A 26,833-nucleotide genomic window follows, 5' to 3' on the forward strand; every position below is an offset into this window, starting at 1 on the left:
CGTTGCCGAGTCCGGGAAAATGGTTCTGCAGCACGGTGATGGCCGACAGCGCGACCATCGCGCCGATCATCAGCACGTCGCCGTGCGCGAAGTTGATGATGCCGAGAATGCCGTACACCATCGTGTAGCCCAACGCGATGATGGCGTAGACACTGCCGAGCACCAGCCCGTTGAGAACCTGCTGGACGAAAATATCCATTTAAAGCTCCTTGGCCCGTGCTGCCGGAGGACGTTGCGCCCCGCGGGTAAGCGAGGAATCGCGCCTTCTCGGCGACACTGCGGGTACTAGTCGATACCGGTAAGGGTGGATCGTCCCGGCGCGCGCCGCCCGGCCTGTACGGCCGGACCTGCCGCCGGGGCGGATACAAAAACGGCACCGCACTGTTCCGGTGCCGTCATGAGTCCCGTCGCTAAATCGTCACGACGTCGAGGACGGTGTTCGTGGCCTCCTTGAAGTCGTGGGGCAGCATGCCGAGACGGCCTTCGTCCGGTTTCCCGGCATCCGTGCCTTGGCCCGTCCGGCGCGACGCAAGCGCCGCCCCCGGACGGATCGGATTCCGCGCCGCGCCGCCCGTCAGGACATGGCGGCCGCCGCACCCGACATTCGTCAGGACTGGGTCGGAATCCATCGTACGAACCAGACCGCGCGCCATGACCGGATCGGTCGTGGCGGCACGCTGTTTCATCGAATTGAAATGAAGGGGGGCCGGTGACATCTGCGCGCTGCCCGCGGCGGCGCGAGCGGCCGGCATCCGTCGAGCGGCGCGACCGGTCACCGTCGCGCCGCGACCGGCGGCTTGCCGCGACACGACCGGCATGCCCGCTGCCGGAGCGTTCGTCACGCCAAGCGCGTTGATTTCGTCAATCGTCAAACGTGCCCCGTATTCCTTGTCGTTACCCAATTGCGCGATACGGCACGCCGATGGCGCCGCACGACCGGGTCCGGCGACGCACGCGCCGCTGGCCGGCGGCGCCGCGAACGCCGCAGCCTTCCTGCCCGCCCTGTCGCCGCTCTTTTTGCTGCATCCGGCAAGCATTGCAACCGGTGCGGCGGCGGACTCGGCGTAAGCCAACTTCACATGCATCGAATGGTCTCCCGCGCCTTGCCAAAACCCGATTTCAAAGCCATTCCGGCTTGAAAACGGGCGCATTGTAACTCCATTTATAGGACGCCAATAATCCTGATTCGATGGGGTTTTCCTGCATTGCAACCAATTTTGAGAGACGGCTGGAAACATCGGGAGCAACCGGGTTGCACCATGCTTGCGAATATTGGTTGCGATTATGATTTCGAGGCACCAAAAAAAAGCGCGCCGGGAGGCGCGCTTCGGTGTTCCGCGGGTGCAATGCGGCAATCAGGCGGCAGGCGGCAGGTTCAACCCGCGCGGCAGCGGAAACGACACGTTTTCCTCGATGCCGTCGAGCGCGCGGACATTGCGCACGCCGAGCTCGCGCAGCCGCGCGATCACGGCCTGGGCGAGCACTTCCGGCGCCGACGCGCCGGCCGTCACGCCGATACGGCGCTTGCCGGCGACCCATGCCGGATCGATCTGGTCGGGCGCATCGACCATGTACGCGGCCACGCCGCGCTTCTCGGCCACTTCGCGCAGGCGGCTCGAATTCGAGCTGTTGGGGCTCCCGACGACGATCACGACGTCGCACTGCGGCGCCATGAACTTCACCGCGTCCTGGCGGTTCTGCGTCGCATAGCAGATGTCCTGCTTCTTCGGCTCGCGGATCTTCGGATACTTCGCCTTCAGCGCGCCGATGATCTCCGCGGCATCGTCGACGGACAGCGTCGTCTGCGTGACGAGCGCGATGCGCTCGGGATCGGCGAGTTCGAGCTTCTGCACGTCCTCGACGCTCTCGACGAGATGCATGCCGCGCTCGACCTGCCCCATCGTGCCTTCGACTTCCGGGTGGCCCTTGTGCCCGATCATGACGATGTCGACGCCATCCTGGCGCATCTTCGCCACTTCGACGTGCACCTTCGTGACGAGCGGGCAGGTTGCGTCGTAAATGCGCAGCCCGCGCACGTCGGCCTCGTCGCGCACGGCCTTCGACACGCCGTGCGCACTGAAGATCACGGTGTTGCCGGCCGGCACTTCCTCGAGTTCCTCGACGAAGATCGCGCCTTTCTTCTTCAGATCCTCGACCACGTACTTGTTGTGGACGATTTCGTGACGGACGTAGATCGGCGCACCGTGCATCGCGATCGCACGCTCGACGATCTCGATCGCGCGGTCGACACCCGCGCAGAACCCGCGCGGCTGGGCCAGCAGGATTTCGGCATCGGCGGCAACGGTTTGCCCGGACAGCGTATCGGTGTTGCTCATGATTACAGGATTCCGATGATTTTCACTTCGAACGTGAGCGCCTGGCCCGCGAGCGGATGATTGAAGTCGAACAGCGCCGAGGTCTCGCCGACCTCCTTCAGCACCCCTGCGTACCGGCCGCCGTCCGGTGCGTTGAACTCGATCAGTTCGCCCGGCGTGAAATCGTCGCCGACCATCCCGTTCTCGCGCAACGTCGACAGCGTCACGCGCTGGAGCATGTCGGGATTGCGGGGACCGAACCCCTGTTCCGGGGCTAGCTGAAAAGTCGAGTGGTCGCCCACCCGGAGCCCGAGCAGAATCTGTTCGAGCGAGGGCGCCAGTTGCCCCGCGCCCAGCAGCAGCGTGGCCGGCTTGTCGGAGAAGGTGTTGACGATGTCGGCGCCGTCGGCCAGTGCCAGCCGGTAATGCAACGTGACGTGGGAACCGGGCTTCACTTCGGATAGATCGATGAGGCTCATGAATTACTCGTTCAGTCGGCGCCCGATACGGCCGAATGGCCCGGCGCAAAGTCAATATTGTAAGTCACCTGAGCGAGCAAGGCGGAAAGTGCGACGACGTCGCGCACACCACCCTGCCGCCAATGGAGTTCCAAGCATGCTGTCACCCTGCCTCGCCCTGCCGCCGGCCGAATGCCGGGACAATGCCGATGCACCGGCCGATCCGCCCGGCCGCGTCATCCCGATTCGCCGGCGCAAGCGCCGCCCGGCCGACTGGCGGCCCGAGCGACCGCGCGAGCGCTTGCTGGAGCGCGGGCCGGCCGCGCTGACCGACGACGAACTGATCGCGCTGCTGCTCGGCACGGGCAAGCCCGGGCACGATGTCTTCATCACCGCCCGCGCACTGGTCGATCGGTTCAGGACGTTGCGCGGGCTGCTCGAAGCGAGCACCGACGATTTCGAGGCGCACCCCGGCATCGGCCCCGCGCGTGCCGCGCGGCTGGCCGCGATCATCGAGATCGCCCGGCGCGTGCTGAACGAGAAGGCGCAGGTGCGCACGCCGATCGATTCGCCCCGCGCCGTCGAGGATTGCCTGCGGCTGAGGATCGGCACGTGTCCGCACGAGGTGTTCGTCGCGGTGTACCTCGACGCGCGCAACGGCCTGATCGACATGGAGGAAATCACGCGCGGCTCGCTCACGCGGATGGCCGTCTATCCGCGCGAGATCGTGCGACGCGCGATGGTGCACAACGCCGCGTCGCTGATCGTCGCGCACAACCATCCGTCGGGCGCCGTACAGCCCAGCGCGGAAGACCGTCGCCTCACCCGCGTGCTGAAAGATGCGCTCGAACTCGTCGACGTGCGGCTGCTCGACCACATCGTCGTCGGCACCGGCGACACTTTTTCGTTCGCACGCGCCGGTTGGCTGTAGACTGTGCCGCGGCAGCCCGCCCCGGGCGCCGCAACGACGAAGCGAAATTAGGTTTGATTTTTCTGAACTTTTTCTGCTAGAATCGTCGTCTGTCTTTTTTCCAACCAGTTCTAGCCATCGAAGGGCCTTGTCTGTAAGGGCTACGGCGTTCTGAGTGCAGCCATGGATCACGTGGCGGTGCGATGGAACCTTCACCGGCGATCGAACCCCGAATTTAGCGTATTAGGAGTGCTCTCATGGCACGCGTATGCCAAGTAACTGGGAAAGCGCCGATGAGCGGCAACAACGTTTCCCACGCCAACAACAAGACGAAGCGCCGCTTCCTGCCGAACCTGCAAAACCGCCGGTTCTGGGTAGAGAGCGAAAACCGCTGGGTGCGCCTGCGCGTTTCGAACGCCGGCCTGCGCCTGATCGACAAGAACGGCATCGATTCCGTGCTCGCTGACCTGCGCGCACGCGGCGAAGCCTAAGCCCAAGGAGCACAATCATGGCAAAAGGCGCACGCGACAAGATCAAGCTCGAGTCCACCGCTGGTACGGGTCACTTCTACACGACCACGAAGAACAAGCGCAACATGCCGGAAAAGATGGCGATCAAGAAGTTCGATCCCGTCGTCCGCAAGCATGTGGAATACAAAGAAACCAAGATCAAGTAATCTCCGGTTTCTGCCAGCCTGACGGCGACCGAAAAGCCCCGCTCCTGCGGGGCTTTTTGTTTTGCGCGCACGCTCCGGCCCGACGCGGTATGCTCTTCCCTTTCCGCGGCCACGGCTGCCGGAACGCACAAGATCAAAAGCGTAAACGATGGAGATGCAGCATGAAATTCGACGTGGCGATCGTCGGCAGTGGCCTGGCAGGGCTGTCGGTCGCACTCAACCTGGCCAGCACGCGACGTGTCGCGCTGATCGCGAAACGTTCGATGATGGAGGGGGCAAGCGATAACGCGCAAGGCGGTATCGCGGCGGTCCTCGACTCGGCGGACAGTATCGAGAACCACGTCGACGACACGCTGGTCGCCGGTGGCGGGCTGTGCGACGAAGGCGCGACGCGCTACATCGTCGAGCACGGCCGCGAAGCGATCGAATGGCTGATCTCGCAAGGCGTGCCGTTCACGAAGGACGACGCGGCCGAACTCGGTTTTCACCTGACGCGCGAAGGCGGCCACAGCCACCGCCGGATCATCCATGCGGCCGACGCGACCGGCCATGCGGTGCTCGCGACGCTATCCGAGCGCGCGCGCCAGCATCCGAACATCACGTTCTTCGAGAACCACCACGCGATCGACCTGATCACGTCGGACCGGCTCGGCCTGCCCGGCCGCCGCTGTCACGGCCTGTATGCGCTCGACGTCGACAACGACCGCACGATCACGATCGAGGCGCCGCACACCGTGCTCGCCACGGGCGGTGCCGGCAAGGTCTACCTGTACACGACGAACCCCGACACCGCGACCGGCGACGGCATCGCGATGGCGTGGCGCGCGGGCTGCCGCGTGTCGAACATGGAATTCATCCAGTTTCACCCGACCTGCCTGTTCCATCCGTATGCGAAGTCGTTCCTGATTTCGGAAGCCGTGCGCGGCGAAGGCGGCCTGCTGAAACTGCCCGACGGCACGCGCTTCATGCCCGCGCACGACCCGCGCGCCGAGCTCGCGCCGCGCGACATCGTCGCACGCGCGATCGACTTCGAGATCAAGAAGCGCGGGATCGACTGCGTGTATCTCGACATCAGCCATCAGCCGGAAGCGTTCCTGCGCGAACACTTCCCGACGATCCACGCGCGCTGCCTCGAATTCGGCATCGACATCGCGAAACAGCCGATTCCCGTCGTGCCGGCCGCGCACTACACGTGCGGCGGCGTCGTCACCGATCTCGCCGGACGCACCGATCTCGGGGGCCTGTATGCGGTCGGCGAGACGTCGTGCACCGGGTTGCACGGCGCGAACCGGCTCGCGAGCAACTCGCTGCTCGAATGTCTGGTGATCGGCCGTGCGGCCGCCGAAGCAATCGAGGCGGCCGGCTTCGACGCCGACACGCCGGCGACGCTGCCCGCATGGGACGAAAGCCGCGTGTCGGATGCCGACGAGGAAGTCGTCGTTGCGCACAACTGGGACGAACTGCGCCGCCTGATGTGGAACTACGTCGGCATCGTGCGCACCGACAAGCGCCTCGAACGCGCCAAGCACCGGCTGTCGCTGCTGCGCGACGAAATCCACGAGTACTACGCGAACTTCCGCGTGACGCGCGACCTGCTGGAACTGCGCAACCTCGTCGATGTGGCGACGCTGATCGTGAAGAGTGCGCAATCGCGCCGCGAAAGCCGCGGGCTGCACTACAGCCGCGACTGGCCGCATACGCTGCCGAAGGCATTGCCGAGCGTGCTCACGCCGCGCGCGCGCCGCTGAGCGTATGCCCTTCCCGGCTACGGCCGGGAGCGCCCAGGAAAAAAGCCGCTGGCGTTTGCGCGCCGGCGGCTTTTTTGTCTGACCCGACGACGTTCGGTCAGTCGACGATCCGCATCGAATAGTCGGTCGCGCGCACGTCCTTCGTCAGCGCGCCGATCGAGATGCGATCGACGCCCGTTTCCGCGAACGCACGCACCGTCTCGAAATTGACGCCGCCCGATACCTCGAGCACGGCCTTGCCGGCCGCGACACGCACGGCTTCCCGCATCATGTCGAGCGTGAAGTTGTCGAGCAGCACCGACTGCGCACGATGCGCGAGCGCCGTGTCAAGTTGCGCGAGCGTCTCGACCTCGATCTGCACGGGTACGCCCGACTCCAGCGCAAATGCCGCATCGAGCGCCTCGCCGACCCCGCCTGCCGCCGCGATGTGGTTCTCCTTGATCAGGATGCCGTCGTACAGCGCGAGGCGCTGGTTCTCGCCGCCGCCGACGCGCACCGCATACTTCTGCGCAAGCCGCAGGCCCGGCAGCGTCTTGCGCGTATCGAGGATCTTCGCGCGCGTGCCTTCGATGCGATCGACGTAGCGGCGCGTCGCGGTCGCGACGCCCGACAGCAGCTGCAGGAAATTCAGCCCGTTGCGCTCGGCCGTCAGCAGCGCGCGCGCCGGCCCGTCGAGTTCGCAGACGGTCGAATCGGGCGTCATGCGGTCGCCTTCGCGATAGCGCCATTGCACGGTGATCGACGGATCGATCCGGGCGATCACCGCCTCGAACCACGGCACGCCGCACAGCACGGCTTCCTCACGCACGATGATCCGCGCCCGGCGGCGCCCGCCGGCCGGCACGAGCCGCCCGGTCTGGTCGCCGGTGCCGACGTCTTCCGCGATCGCGTCGGCCACGTTGCGCGCGATCGCGTCGTCGAATGCCGCGCCGTATTGCTCACGAACGCTGTCGAACAGCGGGGATACGGCGTCGCTCATGCGGCCCCCACGTTCGCAAACAGCCCCTGGTCGCGCTGCAGGTCACCGCTCGCCTGCACGCGCTTCTTGTGCGCGGCCGCGAACTCGAGCATCCGGTCGATCGGCAAACGCGCACGCTCGCCGATCGCGGGATCGACGAAGATCTCGTTGTGGCCGCGTTCGAGCACGTCCGCAAGGTTCGCGAGGCCGTTCATCGCCATCCACGGGCAGTGCGCGCAGCTCTTGCAGGTCGCGCTGTTGCCGGCCGTCGGCGCGGCGATGAAGGTCTTGCCGGGCGCGGCGAGCTGCATCTTGTGCAGGATGCCGAGATCGGTCGCGACGATGAAGTGCGTCGCGTCGAACTTGACCGCCGCATCGATCAGTTGCGTGGTCGAGCCGACGACATCGGCCTGCGCGACGACGTTTTCCGGCGACTCGGGATGGACGAGCACCTTCGCGTCCGGATATTCGGCGCGCAGCAGGTCGAGCTCGATACCCTTGAACTCGTCGTGGACGAGGCACGAGCCTTGCCACAGCAGCATGTCCGCGCCGGTTTTCTTCTGGATATAGCTGCCGAGATGGCGGTCCGGCGCCCAGATGATCTTCTCGCCGCGCGCGTGCAGGTCGGCCACGATTTCGAGGCCGATCGACGACGTGACCATCCAGTCCGCGCGCGCCTTCACGGCCGCGCTGGTGTTCGCGTAGACGACGACGGTGCGGTCCGGATGCGCATCGCAGAACGCCGAGAATTCGTCGACCGGACAGCCGAGGTCGAGCGAACAGGTCGCGTCGAGATCGGGCATCAGGATCCGTTTGTTCGGGCTCAGGATCTTCGCGGTTTCGCCCATGAAGCGCACGCCGGCGACGACCAGCGTCTGCGCGTCGTGATCGCGGCCGAAGCGGGCCATTTCGAGCGAATCGGCAACGCAGCCGCCCGTTTCGTCGGCCAGCTCCTGCAGCTCGGCATCCACGTAGTAGTGGGCGACCAGCACGGCCTTTTCACGGGCGAGCAGCGTCTTGATGCGCGCCTTCAATGCAGCGCGCTCCTCGGCGGACGGCGCGTCGGGCACCTTGGCCCATGCCTGCCCCACGCCGCACACGGTCCCTGCCGCGACGGGCCGGTCGTACTCGACGGGTTTGATCGTCGATTGCATCTCCATATCTCCTGTCGATCCGAGTGAGCGCTTTGGCGCTCACTCGGATCCCATGCTTCGCGGTCGGCCGGAGTGGGGTGCTCGGCGCCTGCTCCGCTCCCCTGCTCGCCCGGGGCACCCGCTCGCCACCGCCCCAAGCTTCATACCAATCCGCCCTGCCGAACGCCCATCAAAACCGGCGGCCCAAATGAAAAAACCCCGCCAACGCGGGGTTTGTGACGTCCTGAGATTCTAATCGATTTCGAATCAGGCGTAGCGACGCAGGCGCGTCGCGAATTCCTGCAGCGCCTTGATGCCGCTTTGTTCCGCGCGATGGCACCAATCCTGCAATTGCGCGAGGAGCTGTTCGCGCGACGCGGTCGAACGATCCCAGATCGCGGCCAGGTCCTGGCGCAGCTGGAAGTACGTATGCAGCTTCTGGCTGTTCGCGAAGATTTCCGGCAGCAGCTTCTTCTGCGGCTCGTCGAGGCCGTCGGCGTCCTTGTGGAACCACTTGCGCGCACCGCGCATCAGCTGGTACTTCTCGCTCGAGCCGAGTTCCTTCAGGTGCGCGAGCTCCTGGCGGTACGCACGCTTCACGGCCTTGCCGTAGCGCGCCATCACTTCGTAGCGGTTCGACAGCACGGCCTGCAGCGTTTCCTGGTCGAGCACCGTCTTCGGCTTGTTCAGGCGCGGCGTCGGCGCAACCTTCTTCACCTTCGCGAGACCGAACGCCGACATGATGCGGATGTACATCCAGCCGATGTCGAACTCGTACCACTTGTTCGACAGCTTCGCCGACGTCGCGAACGTGTGGTGGTTGTTGTGCAGTTCTTCACCGCCGATCACGATGCCCCACGGGAACAGGTTCGTGCTCGCGTCGGCCGAGTTGAAGTTGCGATAGCCCCAGAAGTGACCGAAGCCGTTGACGACGCCAGCCGCCCAGAACGGGATCCAGACCATCTGCACGGCCCACACGGTCAGGCCGATCACGCCGAACAGCGCGACGTCGATCACCATCATCAGGCTGATGCCGAGAATCGGGTACTTCGAATAGACATTGCGCTCGACCCAGTCGTTCGGCGTGCCGTGGCTGAACTTGCGCATCGTCTCTTCGTTCTTCGCTTCCGCGCGATACAGTTCCGCGCCCTCGAGGAACACCTTCCAGATCCCGCGCGTCTGCGGGCTGTGCGGATCTTCCTCGGTCTCGCACTTCGCATGATGCTTGCGGTGAATCGCGGCCCACTGGCCCGTCAGCATGCCGGTCGTCATCCACAGCCACAGCCGGAAGAAGTGGCTCGCGATCGGATGCAGTTCCAGCGCACGATGCGCCTGGCAGCGGTGCAGATAGACCGTCACGCCGATGATCGTGACGTGCGTGACGGCGAGCGCGAACAGCGCGACCTGCCACCACGAAAAACGCAGGAGCCCGTGGGAAAGAAAATCGAGCAGGGAATTCAACAAGGCAGTTACCTGTGATGAGAGCGACGCCGGCTCGCGCAGGCGTCAGAAAAATGAAAGCATACCGCGTATAGACTTGGATTCTACTTCAACCGTTCCAAGTCTTTGTAAAAAATGAATATTTTCTTGCCCTGGCGCAACCGGAGCAGTCCACGGGCGGACTTGGACGGGCGTGCGATCCGGTTCCGGCCGCGGGGTCGAAGCATTTGACGGCCGGCGCGCGCTATGCAGCCGGTGCGCGCCCGTTCGCCGCGCCGTTCGCGGCCGCCGGATCGGGCCCGGCCGTCGTACCGGCGGCGGGAAAACCGTCCGGCAATCCGACCACGCGCACCTCGCGCTGCGGAAACGGAATCGAGATCCCGTGCTCGCTGAACAACCGCCAGATGTTGCGGTTCACGCTCGAACGCACGCCCGACGTGCCTTTCGCGGAATCCTCGATCCAGAAACCAAGCTCCAGGTCGATCCCGTCCGCACCGAAACTCACCAGATACGGCGTCGGCGCGGGCTCCGCCAGCACGCGCGGCACGTCCTTCGCCGCGTCGGCGAGCAGCGCGAGCGCGTGCTCGACGTCGCTCGTGTACGCGACCTGCACCGCGACCTTCGCATAACCGCGCGTCAGGTAAGACGACTGGTTCTGCACGACGTCGGTGATCAGCTTCTCGTTCGGGATCAGCGTCTCGTTACCGTCGAGGCCGCGCACGACCGTGTAGCGCGTGCGGATCTGCGTGACGACGCCCTGCAGCCCGCCGACGCTGATCGCGTCGCCGAGCCGCAGCGAGCGGTCGAGCAGGATGATGAAGCCCGACACGTAGTTGCTCGCGATCTTCTGCAGCCCGAAGCCGAGACCGACGCCCACCGCGCCGCCGAACACGCCGAGCACGGTCACGTCGATGCCGACCAGCGACAGCCCGATCAGGATCGCCGCGAACACGAGCAGCGCGCGGCCGACCCGCGACAGCACGACCTTCAGGTTCGCGTCGAGCGTGCTCGCGCGCGTGAGGCGATCCTCGAGCACCGAGCCGAGCCACATCGCGACCATCAGCGTCACGCACACCCACAGCGCGCCCGAGATCACCGACAGCAGCGTGAGATGCGCATTGGCGACGCGGAACTGCACGCTGTCGAGCCAGCCGAGCACGTCGCGCTGGATCCCGAGCACGGTCAGCACCATCGCGGCCCACACGACGGTCGACACCACCTTCTCGACGATCGACAGCCACGCATGCGTGTGGCCGTCGCGCGCGAACACGCGCCGCGCGAAGAAGAACAGCACGTAGATCAACCCGATGCCGAACAGCGGCACGAGCGCGAGCTGCAGCAGCGACGTCGACATGAACGGGTCGAACGCGAGTTGCGCGGCGCCGACGAAGACGCTGCCGAACAACGGGAACAACGCGCGCTTCAGGCTTTGCGCGCCCGCGCCGGGCGCACGTCCGGCCGCCCGGCGGCGCGCATCGATGCGGCCGTGCACGAAGCGCGCGGTCACCCACGCGAAGCACAGCGCGCCGACGAGAATCGCCGCCTGCCAGATCATCACCGGCTGGTGGAAGTCACGAATGACCGATTCCAGCCGGTGCGACAGCAGGCGGCTCTGCAGATTTTCCATCGTCCGTCCGGGCAGTCGTTACTGCGCGGCGCGCCGTTCGAGCACCGCGGCGAAGAAGCCGTCGGTCGCGTGACGATGCGGCCACAGCGACAGGTAGTCGCCCGTCTCCAGCTCGATGCGCTGGTCGGCCAGCACCTTCTGCGCCGGCACCAGCACGAACTCGGGATGATCGGCCAGGAACTGTTCGACGATGCGCTCGTTCTCGGCGTCGAGCACGCTGCAGGTCGCATAGACGAGCCGCCCGCCCTTCTTCACGAGACGCGCGGCGCTCGCGAGGATCGACGCCTGCTTCGGTGTCAGCTCGTCGATCGCCGTGCGCGACTGGCGCCACTTCAGGTCCGGATTGCGGCGCAGCGTGCCGAGGCCGCTGCACGGCGCGTCGACCAGCACGCGGTCGATCTTGCCGGCGAGCCGCTTGATCTTCGCGTCGTGCTCGCTGTCGATCAGCACCGGGTTCACGTTCGACAGCCCGCTGCGCGCGAGGCGCGGCTTCAGCTTCGCGAGGCGCTTCTCCGACACGTCGAACGCATAGAGCCGCCCGGTCGAGCGCATCATCGCGCCCAGCGCGAGCGTCTTGCCGCCCGCACCGGCGCAGAAGTCGACGACCATTTCGCCGCGGCGCGGCGCGACCAGCGAGCACAGCAGCTGGCTGCCTTCGTCCTGCACCTCGATCGCGCCTTCCTCGAACAGCTTCAGGCGCGTCAGCGCCGGCTTGCCGACCACCCGCACGCCGAACGGCGCGAACGGCGTCGCGCCCGCCTCGATGCCGCTCACGCGCAGCGCTTCGATCACCTGGTCGCGCGTCGCCTTCTGCGCGTTGGCACGCAAGTCGAGCGGCGCCGGGTAGTTCAGCGCGGCGGCGAGCTGCGCGAGCTCCTCGCCATCGAAACGGGCCGACAGCGCCTGATGGATCCAGTCGGGCAGGTTCGAGCGAATGCGCACCGGCAGGCTCGCCGGATCGATCTTCGACACGTGCTCGAGCCAGGCGGACTCGGTGTCGGACAGGAACGGCTTCAGCGCATTGCGGCCGACCGTCTGCATCAGGCCGAGCAGCGTCAGGCGCCGCGCCGGCGTACCCGTGCCGCTTTCGGCGAGGTGCGAAAACTCCATTTTCCGGCGCAGCACCGCGAACACGGCCTCGGCGATCACGCCGCGCTCGGCGTGCCCGAGCTTCGGGTGCGCGCGGAAGAACCGGCTCGTCGTCGCATCGGCGGGGCCGGCGAATTTCAGCACCTCGGCCAGCAAAGTCTCGGTCTGGCCAATCAGGAATCCGTGCAGCTTCATACGCCCTCGCTCGTTTCGGTATGCGGTTGATCCGCGAAAATCCAGCGCGCCTCTTCCGGCGCGACCACTGCACGGCCGTTCTCGAGGCGCAGACGCCCCTCGACGAACCAGCGCACCGCGCGCGGATACAGCACATGCTCGACGCTCAGCACGCGCCGCGCGAGCGCGGCCGCGTCGTCGCCGGCACGCACGGGCACCGCGCCCTGCGCGACGATCGCGCCGCTGTCGAGCTCGGGAATGACGAAATGCACGCTCGCGCCATGCAGCGCGACGCCCGCGTCGAGCGCCTGCTGATGCGTATGGATACCCTTGAAGCTCGGCAGCAGCGACGGATGGATGTTCAGCAGCCGGCCCTCGTATCGTCTGACGAATGCGGGCGTGAGGATGCGCATGAAGCCGGCGAGAACGACGAGATCGGGGGCGAAACGGTCGATCTCGGCGGCGAGCGCCGCGTCGAAGCTGTCGCGGCCGTCGAACGACCGGTGGTCGACCACCGCCGTCGCCACCCCGTGCGACGCGGCAAAAGCCAGGCCGGCCGCATCGGGCCGGTTGGCGATCACGGCGGCAATCTCGGCCGGCCAGCGTTCCTGCGCGCACGCGCGGACGATGGCCTCCATGTTGCTGCCGCGACCGGAAATCAGGATCACGAGTTTTTTCATCCGCGAATTTTACCATTCGCCCCCGCGTTTCCCGCCTTCTCGGCCGCCGGCCCGTCCGAACGTTTATAATCTTCTGCTTTGCGGCATCCCACCGCCCATTCCCCGACCGCTGCATCCGCTATCGTGAAAGTCTTCCGCGGCCTGCCCAACGCCGAGAGCCGTGCCCCGTGCGCGCTGACGATCGGCAACTTCGACGGTGTCCATCGCGGCCACCAGGCCCTGCTCGCGCGCGTGCGCGCGGCAGCGGACGCGCGCGGCCTGCCCGTGTGCGTGATGACGTTCGAGCCGCACCCGCGCGAATTCTTCAATCCGGCCGGCGCGCCGCCGCGCATCGCGATGCTGCGCGACAAGCTCGAGGCGCTGCGCGATCACGGTGTCGACCGCGTCGTCGTCGAGCACTTCAACCATACCTTCGCGAGCCAGTCGCCGCAGGCGTTCGTCGAACGCACGCTGGTGAACGGGCTGCACACGCGCTGGATGATGGTCGGCGACGATTTCTGCTACGGCGCGAAACGCGCGGGCACCTTCGACACGCTGAAGGCGGCCGGCGAGCAGTACGGCTTCGAGGTCGAGCAGATGGGCACGGTGGCCGGCAGCGACGGCACGCGCATTTCCAGCTCGGGCGTGCGCGCCGCGCTCGCGGCCGGCGATCTCGACGCGGCCGCGCAGGCGCTCGGCCACGGCTACGCGATCAGCGGCCACGTCGCGCACGGGCTGAAGCTCGGCCGCGACCTCGGTTTCCCGACGCTGAACCTGCCGATCGCGCACAAGCGGCCGGCGCTCGCGGGCATCTTCGTCGTGCAGGTGCACGGCCTCGGCCCCGACCCGCTGCCGGGCGTCGCGAGCCTGGGCCTGCGCCCGACCGTCGACGATTCCGGCCGCGTGCTGCTCGAAGTGCACCTGCTCGACTGGCATGGCGACGCGTACGGCAAGCTCATCCGCGTCGAATTCCTGAAGAAGCTGCGCGACGAAGCGAAATTCGACGACCTCGAGGCGCTGTCGCGCGCGATCGCCCTGGACGTCGCGAACGCGCGCGCGTACTTCATCGAACGCGACCGTGCGCCGGGCAGCCGCGCCACGGGCTTCTCGACGTCGGCAACCGACCGAATTAGCTGATCCGGACGGCGGCGCCCGGCGCCGCACCCTCGCGCCGCCCACTCGCGCGCATCCCCGATTCACGACGCCCGAGCGTCTCCCGATTTAGATAGCGATCCCATCATGAGCAACAAGAAAGCCGATTCGAAACCGCAGGCCAAGTATCCGGTCAACCTGCTCGACACGCCGTTCCCGATGCGCGGCGACCTGCCCAAGCGCGAGCCGCAGTGGGTCAAGGAATGGGAGGAGCGCGGCCTCTACGAGAAGATCCGCGCGGCCAGCAAGGGCCGGCCGAAGTTCATCCTGCACGACGGCCCGCCGTATGCGAACGGCGACATCCACCTCGGCCACGCGGTCAACAAGATCCTGAAGGACATCGTCGTCAAGTCGCGCAACATGGCCGGCTTCGACGCGCCGTACGTGCCGGGCTGGGATTGCCACGGCATGCCGATCGAAATCCAGATCGAGAAGCAGTTCGGCAAGTCGCTGCCGGCAGCCGAAGTGATGAGCAAGGCGCGTGCGTACGCGACCGAGCAGATCGAGAAGCAGAAGGTCGGCTTCAAGCGCCTCGGCGTGCTCGGCGACTGGGCGAACCCGTACAAGACGATGAACTTCGTGAACGAGGCGGAAGAGATCCGCGCGCTCGGCAAGATCATCGAGAAAGGCTACGTGTACCGCGGGCTGAAGCCGGTGAACTGGTGCTTCGACTGCGGCTCGGCGCTCGCCGAGGCGGAAGTCGAGTACAAGGACCGCACCGATCCGACGATCGACGTGATGTTCGCGTTCGCGGAACCGGAAAAGACCGCGCAGGCGTTCGGCCTGCCGGCACTGCCGCGCGCCGAGGGCGGCATCGTGATCTGGACCACCACGCCGTGGACGATCCCCGCCAACCAGGCGCTGAACCTCCACCCGGAAATCGTCTACGCGCTGGTCGACACCGAGCGCGGGCTGCTGATCATCGCGCAGGAGCGCGTCGAAGCCTGCATGGCCGACTTCAAGCTGACGGGCCGCGTCGTCGCGACCGCGCCGGGCGTGAAGCTCGCCAACCTGCGCTTCCACCACCCGCTCGCATCGGCCCACCCCGGCTACAAGCGTACGGCCCCCGTCTACCTCGGCGACTACGTGACGACCGACACGGGTACCGGCGTCGTGCACTCGTCGCCCGCGTACGGCATCGAGGACTTCATGTCGTGCAAGGCGCACGGGATGACCGATTCGGACTTCATCAACCCGGTGATGGGCGACGGCCGCTACATCGAATCGCTGCCGCTGTTCGGCGGCCTGTCGATCTGGGACGCGAACCCGAAGATCGTCGACGCGCTGAACGCGGCCGGCTCGCTGCTGCGCAGCGAGAAGTACACGCACAGCTACATGCACTGCTGGCGCCACAAGACGCCGATCATCTACCGCGCCACGTCGCAGTGGTTCGCCGGCATGGACGTCACCCCGCGCGACGGCGGCAAGACGCTGCGTGAAACGGCGCTCGAAGGCGTCGACGCAACCGCGTTCTACCCGTCGTGGGGCAAGCAGCGCCTGTTCAGCATGATCGCGAACCGTCCCGACTGGACGCTGTCGCGCCAGCGCCAGTGGGGCGTGCCGATGGCGTTCTTCGTGCACAAGGAAACCGGCGAGCTGCATCCGCGCACGCTGGAGCTGCTCGAGGAAGTCGCGAAGCGCGTCGAGCAGTCGGGCATCGAGGCGTGGCAGTCGCTCGACCCGCGCGAGCTGATCGGCGACGATGCGAACCTGTACGAAAAGAACCGCGACACGCTCGACGTGTGGTTCGACTCGGGCACGACGCACTGGCACGTGCTGCGCGGCTCGCACAAGGATCAGCTGCAATTCCCGGCCGACCTGTACCTCGAAGGCTCGGACCAGCATCGCGGCTGGTTCCACTCGTCGCTGCTGACCGCGTCGATGATCGACGGCCGCGCGCCGTACAAGGGCCTGCTCACGCACGGTTTCACGGTCGACGGCGAAGGCCGCAAGATGAGCAAGTCGCTCGGCAACGGGATCGACCCGCATGAAGTCGCGAACCGCCTCGGCGCGGAAATCATCCGTCTGTGGATCGCGTCGACCGACTACTCGGGCGAACTCGCGATCTCCGAGGAAATCCTGAAGCGCGTGACCGAAGGTTATCGCCGCATCCGCAACACGCTGCGCTTCCTGCTCGCGAACCTGTCGGACTTCGACTTCGCGCAGCACGCGGTGCCGGTCGACGAATGGCTCGAGATCGACCGCTATGCGGTCGCGTTCTCGCAGCAGTTGCAGACGGAGCTGCTCGGCCACTACGAGAAGTACGAATTCCATCCGGTCGTCGCCAAGCTGCAGACGTACTGCTCGGAAGATCTCGGCGGCTTCTACCTCGACGTGCTGAAGGACCGCCTGTACACGAGCGCGGCCGACTCGCGCGCGCGCCGCTCGGCACAAACGGCGCTGTACCACCTGACGCACGGCCTGCTGCGCGTGCTCGCGCCGTTCCTGTCGTTCACGGCGGAAGAAGCGTGGAAGGTGTTCCAGCCGGCCAGCGACACGATCTTCACGGAAACCTACTATGCGTATCCGGACGTCGCCGGCTCGGCCGCGCTGATCGAGAAGTGGGCGCTGCTGCGCGAGGTGCGCGGCAACGTGACGAAGGCACTCGAGGAAGCGCGCACCGCGAACCGCATCGGCTCGTCGCTGCAGGCCGAAGTCGCCGTGCACGCGAGCGGCGCGCGTTACGACGCGCTCACGAGCCTCGGCGACGACCTGAAGTTCGTGCTGATCACGTCGGCCGCGACGGTCGTCAAGGTCGACGACGAAGCGCAGGAAAGCGTCGACGTGGCCGCCTCGAAGTACCAGAAGTGCGAACGCTGCTGGCACTACCGCGAAGATGTCGGCGCGCACGCCGATCATCCGACGCTGTGCGGCCGCTGCTTCTCCAACCTGTTCGAAAACGGCGAAATCCGGAGCGCTGCTTGAATATGGCGAAAACCCTGTCGAAACCGGCCAGCGGCGCGCTTGCGCCCTGGCTCGGCATTTCGCTGATCGTGATCCTGTTCGACCAGCTGTCGAAGATCGCGATCCTGAAAACGTTCGCGTACGGCGCGCAGCACGCGCTGACGTCATTCTTCAACCTCGTGCTGGTGTACAACCGCGGCGCCGCGTTCGGCTTCCTGTCGACCGCCGGCGGCTGGCAGCGCTGGGCGTTCACCGCGCTCGGCATCGGCGCGACGCTCGTGATCTGCTTCCTGCTGAAACGCCACGGCCAGCAGCGGCTGTTCAGCCTGTCGCTCGCGCTGATCCTCGGCGGCGCGCTCGGCAACGTGATCGACCGGCTCGTCTACGGCCACGTGATCGACTTCCTCGATTTCCACCTCGGCGCCTGGCACTTCCCGGCGTTCAACCTCGCCGATTCCGCGATCACGGTCGGCGCGGTGCTGCTGATCTACGACGAGCTGCGTCGCGTGCGCGGCTCGCGCTAAACGCGCATACTCGGCGTCGACGGCCGGCTTCGCGCCGGCCGTTCCGTTTGACCCTTGGAGGCCTGAGTTGGCACACGCAGAACTCGCAGGAAAACACCTCGTTCTCGGCCTGACGGGCGGCATCGCCTGCTACAAGATCGCCGAGCTCACGCGGCTGCTCGTGAAGGCCGGCGCGACCGTGCAGGTCGCGATGACCGAAGCGGCCACCCAGTTCATCACGCCCGTCACGATGCAGGCGCTGTCGGGCCGGCCCGTCTACACGAGCCAGTGGGATGCGCGCGTCGACAACAACATGGCGCACATCGACCTGTCGCGCGAGGCCGACGCGATCGTGATCGCGCCAGCATCGACGGACTTCCTCGCGAAGCTCGCGCACGGGTTTGCCGATGACCTCCTGTCGACGCTGTGCGTCGCACGCGACTGTCCGCTGCTCGTCGTCCCCGCGATGAACCGCCAGATGTGGCAGAACCCCGCCACGCAGCGCAACGCCGCGCAACTGCGCGCGGACGGCGTGTCGGTGCTCGGCCCGGATTCGGGTGCGCAGGCATGCGGGGAAGTCGGCGACGGCCGCATGCTCGAGCCCGAGGCGATCTATGAAGCCATCGTCGCGCACTTCGCGCCGAAGGTGCTCGCGCACCGGCGCGTGCTGATCACGGCCGGGCCGACGTTCGAACCGCTCGATCCCGTGCGTGGCCTGACGAACCGCTCGAGCGGCAAGATGGGCTTCGCGCTCGCACGCGCCGCGCAGCAGGCCGGCGCCGACGTGCATCTCGTCGCGGGGCCGGTCGCGCTCGACACGCCGTGGGGCGTGTACCGCCAGGACGTGCAGACCGCGCAGCAGATGTACGACGCGGTGATGCATGCGGTCGCCGATGCCGACATCTTCATCGCGGTGGCCGCGGTGGCCGACTGGCGCGTCGATCAGCCGGCCGAGCACAAGATGAAGAAGACGGCCGACCGCAAGATGCCGGCGCTCGCGTTCGTCGAGAACCCCGACATCCTCGCGTCGGTCGCGGCGCTGCCCCATCCGCCGTTCTGCGTCGGTTTCGCGGCCGAAAGCGGCGACCTCGACGTGCACGGCGACGAAAAGCGCAAGCGCAAGAACGTGCCGCTGCTCGTCGGCAATCTCGGCCCGCTGACGTTCGGCCGCGACGACAACGAAGTCGTGCTGTTCGAAGCGGCCGGCCTCACGCGCCTGCCGCGCGCCCCGAAGGACGAACTCGCGCATGCGCTCGTCGCGGAAATCGCGAAGCGCCTGCCCGACAACCGCCTGATCTGATCACCCGCGCGGCGGCGCTGGCCGCCGCGCCCTTCCCGACCGATTCGACGACCGCATGAAACTCGACCTGAAGATTCTCGACGCGCGCATGCGCGACTACCTGCCCGCCTACGCGACCACCGGCAGCGCGGGCCTCGACCTGCGCGCGTGCCTCGACGCCCCGGTCACGCTGCGTCCGGGCGAAACGACGCTCGTCCCGACGGGCCTCGCGATCCACCTCGCCGATCCCGGCTATGCGGCGCTGATCCTGCCGCGCTCGGGCCTCGGCCACAAACACGGGATCGTGCTCGGCAACCTGGTCGGCCTGATCGACTCCGACTACCAGGGCCAGTTGATGGTCTCGACGTGGAACCGCGGCCAGACCGAGTTCGTGCTGAACCCGTTCGAACGGCTCGCGCAGCTCGTGATCGTGCCGGTCGTGCAGGCGCAGTTCAACATCGTCGACGATTTCGCCGAGAGCGATCGCGGCGAAGGCGGCTTCGGCAGCACCGGCCGCCACTGATCGGCATCACACGAAAAAGGGGCCGCGCGGCCCCTTTTTCTTTTCCGTTCATCGTCACTCGCCGGCCGGCTGCGCGATCCGCGCGGGCACCGGTTCGCGCCGCCGCGCCTGCGCGATGCTCGCATAGATCACCATCGCGACCAGCACGCCGAGCAACACGGCCGACGAGCCGACCGTCCCGAGCGCGAGGCCGCCCTTCGCGACCGGCTTCGTCAGCAGGTCGCCGACCGTCGCGCCGAACGGACGCGTGAGCACGAACGCGGCCCAGAACAGCAGCACGCCGGAGATCCGCGTGAAGTAGTGCGCGAGCACGATCACCGCCAGCAGCCCGCCGATCAGCAGCGCGCCGCCGCCGAAGCCGAGCCCCGAGCTGTCCGCGAGGAAATCGCCGAGCGCGGTGCCGAGCGTGTTCGAGAACAGGATCGCGATCCAGTACAGCAGTTCGACCTTGCGCGTGCGGATCAGGTCGACCGACAGCGATTCGCCGCTCAGGCGCCAGACCGCGAAGATCGCCAGCAGGATCGCGACGAGGATCGACGAACCGGCTGCGTAGCCGAGGCCGAGCGTGCGGTCCATGAAGTCGGACATCGTCGTGCCGGCCGTGCTCGTCGCGACGATCACGGCCCAGTAGACCGCCGGGCGATAGCGCGTCGTCCGGAGCTGGGCGCCCAGCGTCACGAGAAAGAAACCGAACAGCAGGATCGAGCTCACCGCGTAGCCGACGTTCAGCGTCATCGACAGCAGGTCGCCGCCGGTTTCGCCGAGCGTCGTCGCGCAGATCTTCATGATCCAGAACGCGAGCGTGATTTCGGGAAGTTTGTTCATTCGAACCCCATTTGCAGGAAGCGGCGAGCCGGCGCGTGCCGGCCCGCCTTGCGGACAGGATCGAATGTAGTCGCCGCCGGCTTAACGGAACCTTAGCGAACGTGAAGCCGGTGCACGAGTACGCCGGCGCCGTCAGCGCGCGTGTTCGTGCCGGTAATGCAGCGCGTACGCGAGCGTCAGCAGCACGGCGAACACGACGCCGACCACCATCGTCATCCGGAATTCGCGCGTGAACGCGGTGGTGAGCAGGATCGCCGCGACGAGCGCCGCGCCGAGCAGGCTGCCGAACGGGTGGCCCCACATCCGGAACGCGAGCACGGGGCCGCGATACCGCGCACGGAAGCGCAGGTGCGTGATGAAGATCATCAGCCACGTGAACAGCGCGCCGAACATCGCGATCGCCATCATCACCGTGAACGCGGTGTCGGGCGCGAGCGCGACCAGCACGGCCGCGACCGCGACGCCGCTGGTCGAGATCCACAGCGCCGCGCGCGGCACGCCGTTCGCGCCGAGCCGGCCGAACACCGCGGGCGCGAGCCGTGCGCGCGACAGGCTGAACATCATCCGCGTCGTCACGTAGAGCTGGCTGTTCATCGCCGACAGCGCCGCGACCAGCAGCACGAAGTTGATCACGCCGGCCGCGTACGGCACATGCGTCGCGGCCATCACCTTCACGAACGGGCTCTCGTCGGTACCGGCCGCCGTCCACGGCACGATCGCGAGCATCAGCGACAGCGTCAGCAGGTAGAACAGCACGAGCCGGAACACCGTCGAGCGGAACGCGCGCGTGACCGCGTGCTGCGGATCGCGCGCCTCGCCGGCTGCGATCGCGACGGCTTCGATGCTCATGTAGCTGAAGATCGCGACGATCACCGCGACCCAGGTGCCCCACGGCCCCTTCGGCATGAAGCCGCCGTGCGCGGTGTAGTTGGCGAAACCGATGCCCGATGCGGCCGGCGCCGACCAGACCAGATACGCGCCGAGCACGATGAACACGACGATCGCCGCGATCTTCAGCAGCGAGAACGCGTATTCGACCGTGCCGTACAGCGTGACGCTGGCGAGATTCACGGCGATCAGCAGCGCGGAGAAGCCGATCACCCAGTACCAGCCGGGTACGGCGGGGAACCAGTACTTCATGAACACGGCGATCGCGCTGATTTCGGTACCGATCGCGAATACGACCGCGAACCAGTACGCATAGCGCACCAGAAAGCCCGCGAGCGGGCCGACGTAGTGCTCGGCATACGCGCCGAACGAGCCGGCCGTCGGGTGCGCGACCGTCATTTCCGCGAGCGCGCCCATCAGCAGCAGCGCGATCAGCGCGCCGATCGCATAGGACACGAGCACGCTCGGGCCCGCGAGCCCGATCGCGAATCCGCTGCCGAGGAACAGCCCCGTGCCGATCGCGCCGCCGATCGCGATCATCGCCATCTGCCCCGACGTCAGCGCGTGGCGCAACCCTTGTTCGCGCGCGACGATATCGTCGAACGACCGTTGTTGTTGTGTCACTGCGTTACCACTCCCCTGCACCACCATCGCGCCGCCGGCGCCGGATAAAACGAAACGGCGCGGAGAACTTCCCGCGCCGTTCGCATGAACAACGAATTATCGCTTACTCGACTTCGACCGTCTCTTCGTTCGGCTTGTGCGGCGGATTCGCCAGCTTGTCGAACGACAACTGCACCTTGTCGTTTTCGTCGACGTCGACCGTCACGTGACCGCCGTTGAGGAGCTTGCCGAACAGCAGCTCGTCGGCCAGCGCGCGCCGGATCGTGTCCTGGATCAGCCGTTGCATCGGCCGCGCGCCCATCAGCGGGTCGAAGCCGTGCTTCGCGAGATGCTTGCGCAACGCGTCGGTGAAGAGCGCGTCGACCTTCTTCTCGTGCAGCTGTTCCTCGAGCTGGATCAGGAACTTGTCGACCACGCGCATGATGATTTCCTCATCGAGCGAGCGGAAGCTGATGATCGAATCCAGGCGGTTGCGGAACTCCGGCGTGAACAGGCGCTTGATGTCGGTCATCTCGTCGCCCGTTTCGCGGCGCGTCGTGAAGCCGATCGTCGCCTTCTGCATCGACTCGGCGCCCGCGTTCGTCGTCATGATGATGATGACGTTGCGGAAATCCGCCTTGCGGCCGTTGTTGTCCGTCAGCGTGCCGTGGTCCATCACCTGCAGCAGCACGTTGAAGATGTCCGGATGCGCCTTCTCGATTTCGTCGAGCAGCAGCACGCAATGCGGCTTCTTCGTGACGGCTTCGGTCAGCAGGCCACCCTGGTCGAACCCGACGTAACCCGGCGGCGCGCCGATCAGGCGGCTCACCGCGTGACGCTCCATGTATTCCGACATGTCGAAACGGATCAGCTCGATGCCGAGCGTGAACGCGAGCTGGCGCGCCACTTCGGTCTTGCCGACGCCCGTCGGGCCGGAGAACAGGAACGCGCCGATCGGCTTGTCCATCTTGCCGAGCCCCGCGCGCGCCATCTTGATCGAGGCCGCGAGCGCGTCGATCGCCGGATCCTGGCCGAACACGACGCTCTTCAGGTCGCGGTCGAGCGTCTGCAGCTTGCTGCGATCGTCCTGCGACACGCTTTGCGCCGGCACGCGTGCGATCTTCGAGATGATTTCCTCGATCTCGCTCTTGCCGATCGTCTTCTTCTGCTTCGACTTCGGCAGGATGCGCTGCGCGGCGCCGGCCTCGTCGATCACGTCGATCGCCTTGTCCGGCAGGTGACGATCGGTGATGAAGCGCGCCGACAGTTCGGCCGCGGCCGACAGGGCACCCGACGAATACTTGACGCCGTGATGCTCCTCGAAGCGCGATTTCAGCCCGCGCAGGATCGCGACCGTCTGCTCGACGCTCGGCTCCGTCACGTCGACCTTCTGGAAGCGCCGCGACAGCGCCGCATCCTTCTCGAAGATGCCGCGATACTCGGTGAACGTCGTCGCGCCGATGCACTTGAGCGTGCCCGACGACAACGCCGGCTTCAGCAGGTTCGACGCATCGAGCGTGCCGCCCGACGCGGCGCCCGCGCCGATCAGCGTATGGATTTCGTCGATGAACAGGATCGCGTGCGGGCGCTCCTTCAGTTCCTTCAGCACCGTCTTCAGACGCTGCTCGAAATCGCCGCGGTACTTGGTGCCCGCGAGCAGCGCGCCCATGTCGAGCGAGTACACCTGCGCGTTCGCGAGGATGTCCGGCACTTCGCCGCGCGTGATGCGATACGCGAGCCCTTCGGCGATCGCGGTCTTGCCCACGCCGGCTTCGCCGACGAGCAGCGGATTGTTCTTGCGGCGACGGCACAGCACCTGCACGACGCGCTCGACTTCGGGCTCGCGCCCGATCAGCGGATCGATGCGGCCGTCCTTCGCCATCTGGTTCAGGTTCTGCGTGAACTGCGCGAGCGGCGTTTCCTTCTGCGCGTTCGCGTCTTCGCTTTCCGCGTTCGCGTCGGTCGACTTCGCGGCTTCGCCGTTGTTCGTCTTCGCGATGCCGTGCGAAATGAAGTTCACCACGTCGAGGCGCGTGACGCCCTGCTGCTGCAGGTAGTACACGGCGTGCGAATCCTTCTCGCCGAAGATCGCGACCAGCACGTTCGCGCCGGTGACTTCCTTCTTGCCGTTCGACGTCGACTGGACGTGCATGATCGCGCGCTGGATCACCCGCTGGAAACCGAGCGTCGGCTGGGTATCGACATCGTCGGTACCCGGGACGGTCGGTGTGTTGTCGTGGATGAAATTGCGCAGGTTCTGACGCAAGTCCTCGATGTTTGCCGCGCACGCGCGCAACACCTCGGCTGCCGTCGGATTATCCAGCAGGGCCAGCAGCAGGTGCTCGACCGTGATGAACTCATGGCGCGCCTGGCGTGCTTCCATGAACGCCATGTGCAGGCTGACTTCCAATTCCTGGGCAATCATGCTTCCTCCATCACGCACTGCAGCGGATGCCCGGCCTGCCGCGCATGGGTAACGACTTGCTCAACCTTGGTCGACGCGATGTCCCGCGTATAGACCCCACATACCCCTCGCCCTTCGCGATGGACCTTCAGCATGATCTGCGTGGCCGTCTCGCGATCCTTCTTGAAATACTCCTGGACCACCATCACGACGAATTCCATCGGCGTGAAGTCGTCGTTCAGCAGCACCACCTTGTACATCGAAGGCGGCTTGAGCTTCTGCTGCTTGCGTTCCAGGACGGTACTGTCCTGCTTGTCCGGGATAATCGCCATACACCCATTCTAAACAACTCGGACAGGCCCGCAATCCTGCCATAACCCGACCGACCGGCCGGCGCCCTCCCCGGTATCCCGGAACACGCTATCGTCTTCGTGCCATACGAAAGCCGGCTGCGGTGCCGGCTTTCACGCGTGGCGCGGAACACGAACCGTCAGGGGGCAACTGCACCGGAGCGTCGTGTCCGCATCCAGTATCCCACAAGCCGGGACGACTCGAACGCGTGTCACTCGAGCCTGGTATATGAGCCGATTATGCGGCTTTTCAAGCCCCGGCGCTCGGCGGCATGCTGCAAAGCAAAGCCGGAAAAACCCTGAAAATGGGTTCTTTACAACGACCCTCTAAACGTCTAAAAATTCCTCTTGACACTCCAATAAAGAGCGCCAACAATCAAGCTGGCACTTTTTTCAATTCGCCGGTTGGCGAAATGAATGAGGCCGAGGTGAGCTTGTGAGGGGGGAACGGCTGCATTTTCCGGTCGTTTAGCTTTTCGAGCGTGCTCGTGGTAAGTAGCAGCGACTGTGTGACAGGGGAAGTAGGAAATGGCAACTGGTATCGTTAAATGGTTCAACGACGCGAAGGGCTTCGGTTTCATCACTCCCGACGAGGGCGGTGAGGATCTGTTTGCGCACTTCTCGGCTATCACCATGAATGGCTTCAAGACGCTGAAGGAAGGCCAGAAGGTGAGCTTTGATGTCGTCCAAGGGCCGAAGGGCAAGCAAGCGTCGAACATCCAGGCCGTATAAGGCATCGGATATCTGACGAAGAAACCCGGCGCATTGCGCCGGGTTTCTTTTTTTGGAGGCCGGCCATTCGATAATCGATTGGCCGGCCTTTTCGTTCAATCCCGATAATTGAACACACATTGTCTTGTCACACATGCAGATCGGATATCGATCCCGCACGTGAAACATATTCACGACTTCGTTACACGACCTTCAGCGTGCCCATCATGCCGAGATCCTCGTGTTCGAGAATGTGGCAATGAAACATGCGCTCTCCGGGCATGTCTTGCGTGACGAGAATCGACACGGTTTCACCGCTGCGCACGTTCACGGTATCGCGCCATGCGCGCAACGGTTCGGTCGTGCGCGCGCCGCCCGACGCGCGCTCGATCACCTGGAACTGCGTGCCGTGCAGGTGGAACGGGTGATCCATGTCGGTGCCGTTGCGGATCTCCCAGCGCTCGACGTCGCCGCGGCGGCTCGTCAGCGTTGCACGGTGCGCCGCATAGGTTTCGCCGTTGATCATGAAGCGCATGCCGGCCGGCCGGCCGTGCGCCGCGCCCTTCATCATCGCGTCCATGTCCATTTCCTCGCCGAACTCGACCGTCTTGCGCGCAACCGGTTCGCCCAGCGGCGGTACCGTGCGCAGCGTGGCCGGCAACGCGCGCGCGGCGGCGGGCGCGAACGCGACATCGGCCAGTGCCAGCGCCGGATCGGGCGGCAGGCTGCCGTGGCCGTCGTCGTGCGACATCGCCATCTTGCGGCGGTCGTATTCGGCCGCCTGCAGCACCGCGCGCGATGCGCGGTCGCCCGCGCGCACGAGCAGTTCCGCACGCTCGCCCGGCGCGATCAGCAACGACGTCACGCGGCGCGGCGCATCGAACAGCCCGCCGTCAGTACCCACGTGCTCGAACGCACGGCCGTCGTCGAACGCGACGCGCAGGTAGCGCGCGCTGCACGCGTTCCACACGCGCCAGCGCTCGTCGCCCGCGATGTCGATGCGCGGCCGGCGCGCGCCGTTGACCAGGACGAACTGACCTTCGCGGCCGTTCATCCAGTCCATCATGTCGTTCGGCGCAATCGTGCCGTCGCGCGCAAGCTTCAGGTCCGACACGAACAGGTTGCGCTCGGGCCAGCCGGCGAGCGGATCGTCCGCGGCGCGCACGATGAACGGGCCGGCCAGCCCGCGAAATACCTGCTCGGCCGTCATCATGTGCGGATGCGGGTGGTACCAGTAAGTGCCGGCGCTGCCCTTCGGTAGCGTGAAACGGTACACGCGCGACCCGCCGGGTGCGACGGGATCGGACGGATTGCCGTCCTGGTCGGGCGGCACGGGCAGGCCGTGCCAGTGGATCGTCGACGGCTGCGGCAGCCGGTTCACGAACTTGATTTCGACCGTGTCGCCCTCGCGCACGTCGATCAGCGGGCCGACGACGGGGCCTTGCGCGCCCGCGCCGAACTGCCAGAACGTGGTCGGCCGCGTGCCGGATCGGACGAGCGTCTG

The 26,833-nt window shown here is 66.2% G+C and carries 25 protein-coding genes and 1 pseudogene; 11 read left to right on the forward strand and 15 right to left on the reverse strand.

Features of this window, described 5'->3' with window-relative positions:
* From G3N62_RS24065 to G3N62_RS24080, 4 genes and pseudogenes are all read right to left on the reverse strand, one after another.
* A pseudogene (locus tag G3N62_RS24065) lies at window positions 1–199 on the reverse strand (branched-chain amino acid ABC transporter permease); the annotation flags it as partial.
* Window positions 200–410: 211 nt separating this feature from the next.
* A complete protein-coding gene (locus tag G3N62_RS24070) occupies window positions 411–1,151 on the reverse strand; it encodes an amino acid-binding protein (protein ID WP_124670932.1) in 741 nt (246 codons plus the stop codon).
* A 204-nt stretch (window positions 1,152–1,355) separates the two neighbouring features.
* Window positions 1,356–2,336 (reverse strand): 4-hydroxy-3-methylbut-2-enyl diphosphate reductase, encoded by a 981-nt coding sequence (gene ispH, locus G3N62_RS24075; RefSeq protein ID WP_034186307.1) that lies wholly within the window; start codon window positions 2,334–2,336, stop codon window positions 1,356–1,358.
* Window positions 2,337–2,338: 2 nt separating this feature from the next.
* A complete protein-coding gene (locus G3N62_RS24080) occupies window positions 2,339–2,794 on the reverse strand; it encodes a peptidylprolyl isomerase (RefSeq protein ID WP_034186308.1) in 456 nt (151 codons plus the stop codon).
* A gap of 136 nt (window positions 2,795–2,930) precedes the next feature.
* Here G3N62_RS24080 and radC point away from each other — a divergent pair, with 136 nt between their 5' ends.
* From radC to nadB, 4 genes are all read left to right on the forward strand, one after another.
* Window positions 2,931–3,704 (forward strand): DNA repair protein RadC, encoded by a 774-nt coding sequence (radC, locus tag G3N62_RS24085; protein WP_034186309.1) that lies wholly within the window; start codon window positions 2,931–2,933, stop codon window positions 3,702–3,704.
* Window positions 3,705–3,940: 236 nt separating this feature from the next.
* Window positions 3,941–4,174 carry a 50S ribosomal protein L28 gene (gene rpmB / locus G3N62_RS24090; protein ID WP_004186391.1) on the forward strand — a complete coding sequence of 78 codons (234 nt, stop codon included), beginning with the start codon at window positions 3,941–3,943 and terminating at the stop codon, window positions 4,172–4,174.
* A 17-nt stretch (window positions 4,175–4,191) separates the two neighbouring features.
* A complete protein-coding gene (rpmG, locus tag G3N62_RS24095; protein ID WP_006478046.1) occupies window positions 4,192–4,359 on the forward strand; it encodes a 50S ribosomal protein L33 in 168 nt (55 codons plus the stop codon).
* 161 nt (window positions 4,360–4,520) lie between these two features.
* Window positions 4,521–6,107 (forward strand): L-aspartate oxidase, encoded by a 1,587-nt coding sequence (nadB, locus tag G3N62_RS24100; RefSeq protein WP_124670933.1) that lies wholly within the window; start codon window positions 4,521–4,523, stop codon window positions 6,105–6,107.
* A gap of 97 nt (window positions 6,108–6,204) precedes the next feature.
* Here nadB and nadC read toward each other — a convergent pair whose 3' ends face one another.
* The 6 genes from nadC to purN all read right to left on the reverse strand — a co-directional run bounded on the left by nadC (window position 6,205) and on the right by purN (window position 13,208).
* Window positions 6,205–7,086, reverse strand: coding sequence for a carboxylating nicotinate-nucleotide diphosphorylase (nadC, locus tag G3N62_RS24105; protein WP_034186311.1), 882 nt, complete (start codon window positions 7,084–7,086; stop codon window positions 6,205–6,207).
* Window positions 7,083–8,219, reverse strand: a complete 1,137-nt coding sequence (nadA, locus tag G3N62_RS24110) for a quinolinate synthase NadA (RefSeq protein ID WP_034186339.1) — start codon at window positions 8,217–8,219, stop codon at window positions 7,083–7,085. The genes nadC and nadA overlap by 4 nt, the downstream gene beginning before the upstream one ends.
* A 246-nt stretch (window positions 8,220–8,465) precedes the next feature.
* Entirely contained in the window at window positions 8,466–9,662 is a 1,197-nt protein-coding gene (locus G3N62_RS24115) for an acyl-CoA desaturase (RefSeq protein WP_034186312.1), read from the reverse strand.
* Between the two features lie 220 nt (window positions 9,663–9,882).
* A complete protein-coding gene (locus tag G3N62_RS24120; RefSeq protein WP_034186313.1) occupies window positions 9,883–11,265 on the reverse strand; it encodes a mechanosensitive ion channel domain-containing protein in 1,383 nt (460 codons plus the stop codon).
* 18 nt (window positions 11,266–11,283) lie between these two features.
* A complete protein-coding gene (locus tag G3N62_RS24125; protein ID WP_034186314.1) occupies window positions 11,284–12,549 on the reverse strand; it encodes an RsmB/NOP family class I SAM-dependent RNA methyltransferase in 1,266 nt (421 codons plus the stop codon).
* Window positions 12,546–13,208, reverse strand: a complete 663-nt coding sequence (purN, locus tag G3N62_RS24130; RefSeq protein WP_034186315.1) for a phosphoribosylglycinamide formyltransferase — start codon at window positions 13,206–13,208, stop codon at window positions 12,546–12,548. The genes G3N62_RS24125 and purN overlap by 4 nt, the downstream gene beginning before the upstream one ends.
* A gap of 123 nt (window positions 13,209–13,331) precedes the next feature.
* Between purN and G3N62_RS24135 the strand changes: the two genes are divergently transcribed.
* The 5 genes from G3N62_RS24135 to dut all read left to right on the forward strand — a co-directional run bounded on the left by G3N62_RS24135 (window position 13,332) and on the right by dut (window position 19,548).
* A complete protein-coding gene (locus G3N62_RS24135) occupies window positions 13,332–14,324 on the forward strand; it encodes a bifunctional riboflavin kinase/FAD synthetase (protein ID WP_034186316.1) in 993 nt (330 codons plus the stop codon).
* Window positions 14,325–14,426: 102 nt separating this feature from the next.
* A complete protein-coding gene (ileS, locus tag G3N62_RS24140; RefSeq protein ID WP_124609502.1) occupies window positions 14,427–17,264 on the forward strand; it encodes an isoleucine--tRNA ligase in 2,838 nt (945 codons plus the stop codon).
* A 2-nt stretch (window positions 17,265–17,266) separates the two neighbouring features.
* Complete coding sequence (lspA, locus tag G3N62_RS24145; protein ID WP_034186318.1) at window positions 17,267–17,767, forward strand: signal peptidase II; 501 nt, start codon at window positions 17,267–17,269, stop codon at window positions 17,765–17,767.
* Between the two features lie 67 nt (window positions 17,768–17,834).
* Window positions 17,835–19,046, forward strand: coding sequence for a bifunctional phosphopantothenoylcysteine decarboxylase/phosphopantothenate--cysteine ligase CoaBC (gene coaBC, locus G3N62_RS24150; RefSeq protein ID WP_124670934.1), 1,212 nt, complete (start codon window positions 17,835–17,837; stop codon window positions 19,044–19,046).
* Between the two features lie 55 nt (window positions 19,047–19,101).
* Window positions 19,102–19,548 (forward strand): dUTP diphosphatase, encoded by a 447-nt coding sequence (gene dut, locus G3N62_RS24155; protein WP_034186320.1) that lies wholly within the window; start codon window positions 19,102–19,104, stop codon window positions 19,546–19,548.
* A 54-nt stretch (window positions 19,549–19,602) separates the two neighbouring features.
* Here the strand turns inward: dut and G3N62_RS24160 are convergent, their stop codons facing one another.
* The 4 genes from G3N62_RS24160 to clpS all read right to left on the reverse strand — a co-directional run bounded on the left by G3N62_RS24160 (window position 19,603) and on the right by clpS (window position 24,600).
* Complete coding sequence (locus G3N62_RS24160) at window positions 19,603–20,373, reverse strand: hypothetical protein (protein ID WP_059560311.1); 771 nt, start codon at window positions 20,371–20,373, stop codon at window positions 19,603–19,605.
* 132 nt (window positions 20,374–20,505) lie between these two features.
* A complete protein-coding gene (locus G3N62_RS24165) occupies window positions 20,506–21,885 on the reverse strand; it encodes an amino acid permease (protein WP_034186341.1) in 1,380 nt (459 codons plus the stop codon).
* 103 nt (window positions 21,886–21,988) lie between these two features.
* Window positions 21,989–24,289, reverse strand: a complete 2,301-nt coding sequence (gene clpA / locus G3N62_RS24170; RefSeq protein WP_034186321.1) for an ATP-dependent Clp protease ATP-binding subunit ClpA — start codon at window positions 24,287–24,289, stop codon at window positions 21,989–21,991.
* A complete protein-coding gene (gene clpS / locus G3N62_RS24175; protein ID WP_006398529.1) occupies window positions 24,286–24,600 on the reverse strand; it encodes an ATP-dependent Clp protease adapter ClpS in 315 nt (104 codons plus the stop codon). The genes clpA and clpS overlap by 4 nt, the downstream gene beginning before the upstream one ends.
* 290 nt (window positions 24,601–24,890) lie before the next feature.
* Here clpS and G3N62_RS24180 point away from each other — a divergent pair, with 290 nt between their 5' ends.
* A complete protein-coding gene (locus G3N62_RS24180) occupies window positions 24,891–25,058 on the forward strand; it encodes a hypothetical protein (RefSeq protein ID WP_154233702.1) in 168 nt (55 codons plus the stop codon).
* A gap of 88 nt (window positions 25,059–25,146) precedes the next feature.
* Window positions 25,147–25,350 (forward strand): cold-shock protein, encoded by a 204-nt coding sequence (locus G3N62_RS24185; protein WP_006488945.1) that lies wholly within the window; start codon window positions 25,147–25,149, stop codon window positions 25,348–25,350.
* A gap of 181 nt (window positions 25,351–25,531) precedes the next feature.
* Here the strand turns inward: G3N62_RS24185 and G3N62_RS24190 are convergent.
* Window positions 25,532–26,833, reverse strand: a 1,302-nt coding sequence (locus tag G3N62_RS24190) for a multicopper oxidase family protein (RefSeq protein WP_206141318.1), incomplete at its 5' end; no start/stop codon positions are given.

The organism is Burkholderia sp. Tr-20355 (genome assembly GCF_017104685.1).
Classification (GTDB): domain Bacteria; phylum Pseudomonadota; class Gammaproteobacteria; order Burkholderiales; family Burkholderiaceae; genus Burkholderia; species Burkholderia seminalis.

Coding starts and splice junctions, on each gene's coding strand:
- G3N62_RS24070 (WP_124670932.1), bottom strand. CDS start 1,151: ATGCGCCCGTTTTCAAGCCGGAATGGCTTTGAAATCGGGTTTTGGCAA.
- ispH (WP_034186307.1), bottom strand. CDS start 2,336: ATGAGCAACACCGATACGCTGTCCGGGCAAACCGTTGCCGCCGATGCC.
- G3N62_RS24080 (WP_034186308.1), bottom strand. CDS start 2,794: ATGAGCCTCATCGATCTATCCGAAGTGAAGCCCGGTTCCCACGTCACG.
- radC (WP_034186309.1), top strand. CDS start 2,931: ATGCTGTCACCCTGCCTCGCCCTGCCGCCGGCCGAATGCCGGGACAAT.
- rpmB (WP_004186391.1), top strand. CDS start 3,941: ATGGCACGCGTATGCCAAGTAACTGGGAAAGCGCCGATGAGCGGCAAC.
- rpmG (WP_006478046.1), top strand. CDS start 4,192: ATGGCAAAAGGCGCACGCGACAAGATCAAGCTCGAGTCCACCGCTGGT.
- nadB (WP_124670933.1), top strand. CDS start 4,521: ATGAAATTCGACGTGGCGATCGTCGGCAGTGGCCTGGCAGGGCTGTCG.
- nadC (WP_034186311.1), bottom strand. CDS start 7,086: ATGAGCGACGCCGTATCCCCGCTGTTCGACAGCGTTCGTGAGCAATAC.
- nadA (WP_034186339.1), bottom strand. CDS start 8,219: ATGCAATCGACGATCAAACCCGTCGAGTACGACCGGCCCGTCGCGGCA.
- G3N62_RS24120 (WP_034186313.1), bottom strand. CDS start 11,265: ATGGAAAATCTGCAGAGCCGCCTGCTGTCGCACCGGCTGGAATCGGTC.
- G3N62_RS24125 (WP_034186314.1), bottom strand. CDS start 12,549: ATGAAGCTGCACGGATTCCTGATTGGCCAGACCGAGACTTTGCTGGCC.
- purN (WP_034186315.1), bottom strand. CDS start 13,208: ATGAAAAAACTCGTGATCCTGATTTCCGGTCGCGGCAGCAACATGGAG.
- ileS (WP_124609502.1), top strand. CDS start 14,427: ATGAGCAACAAGAAAGCCGATTCGAAACCGCAGGCCAAGTATCCGGTC.
- lspA (WP_034186318.1), top strand. CDS start 17,267: ATGGCGAAAACCCTGTCGAAACCGGCCAGCGGCGCGCTTGCGCCCTGG.
- dut (WP_034186320.1), top strand. CDS start 19,102: ATGAAACTCGACCTGAAGATTCTCGACGCGCGCATGCGCGACTACCTG.
- G3N62_RS24160 (WP_059560311.1), bottom strand. CDS start 20,373: ATGAACAAACTTCCCGAAATCACGCTCGCGTTCTGGATCATGAAGATC.
- clpA (WP_034186321.1), bottom strand. CDS start 24,289: ATGATTGCCCAGGAATTGGAAGTCAGCCTGCACATGGCGTTCATGGAA.
- clpS (WP_006398529.1), bottom strand. CDS start 24,600: ATGGCGATTATCCCGGACAAGCAGGACAGTACCGTCCTGGAACGCAAG.
- G3N62_RS24180 (WP_154233702.1), top strand. CDS start 24,891: ATGCTGCAAAGCAAAGCCGGAAAAACCCTGAAAATGGGTTCTTTACAA.
- G3N62_RS24185 (WP_006488945.1), top strand. CDS start 25,147: ATGGCAACTGGTATCGTTAAATGGTTCAACGACGCGAAGGGCTTCGGT.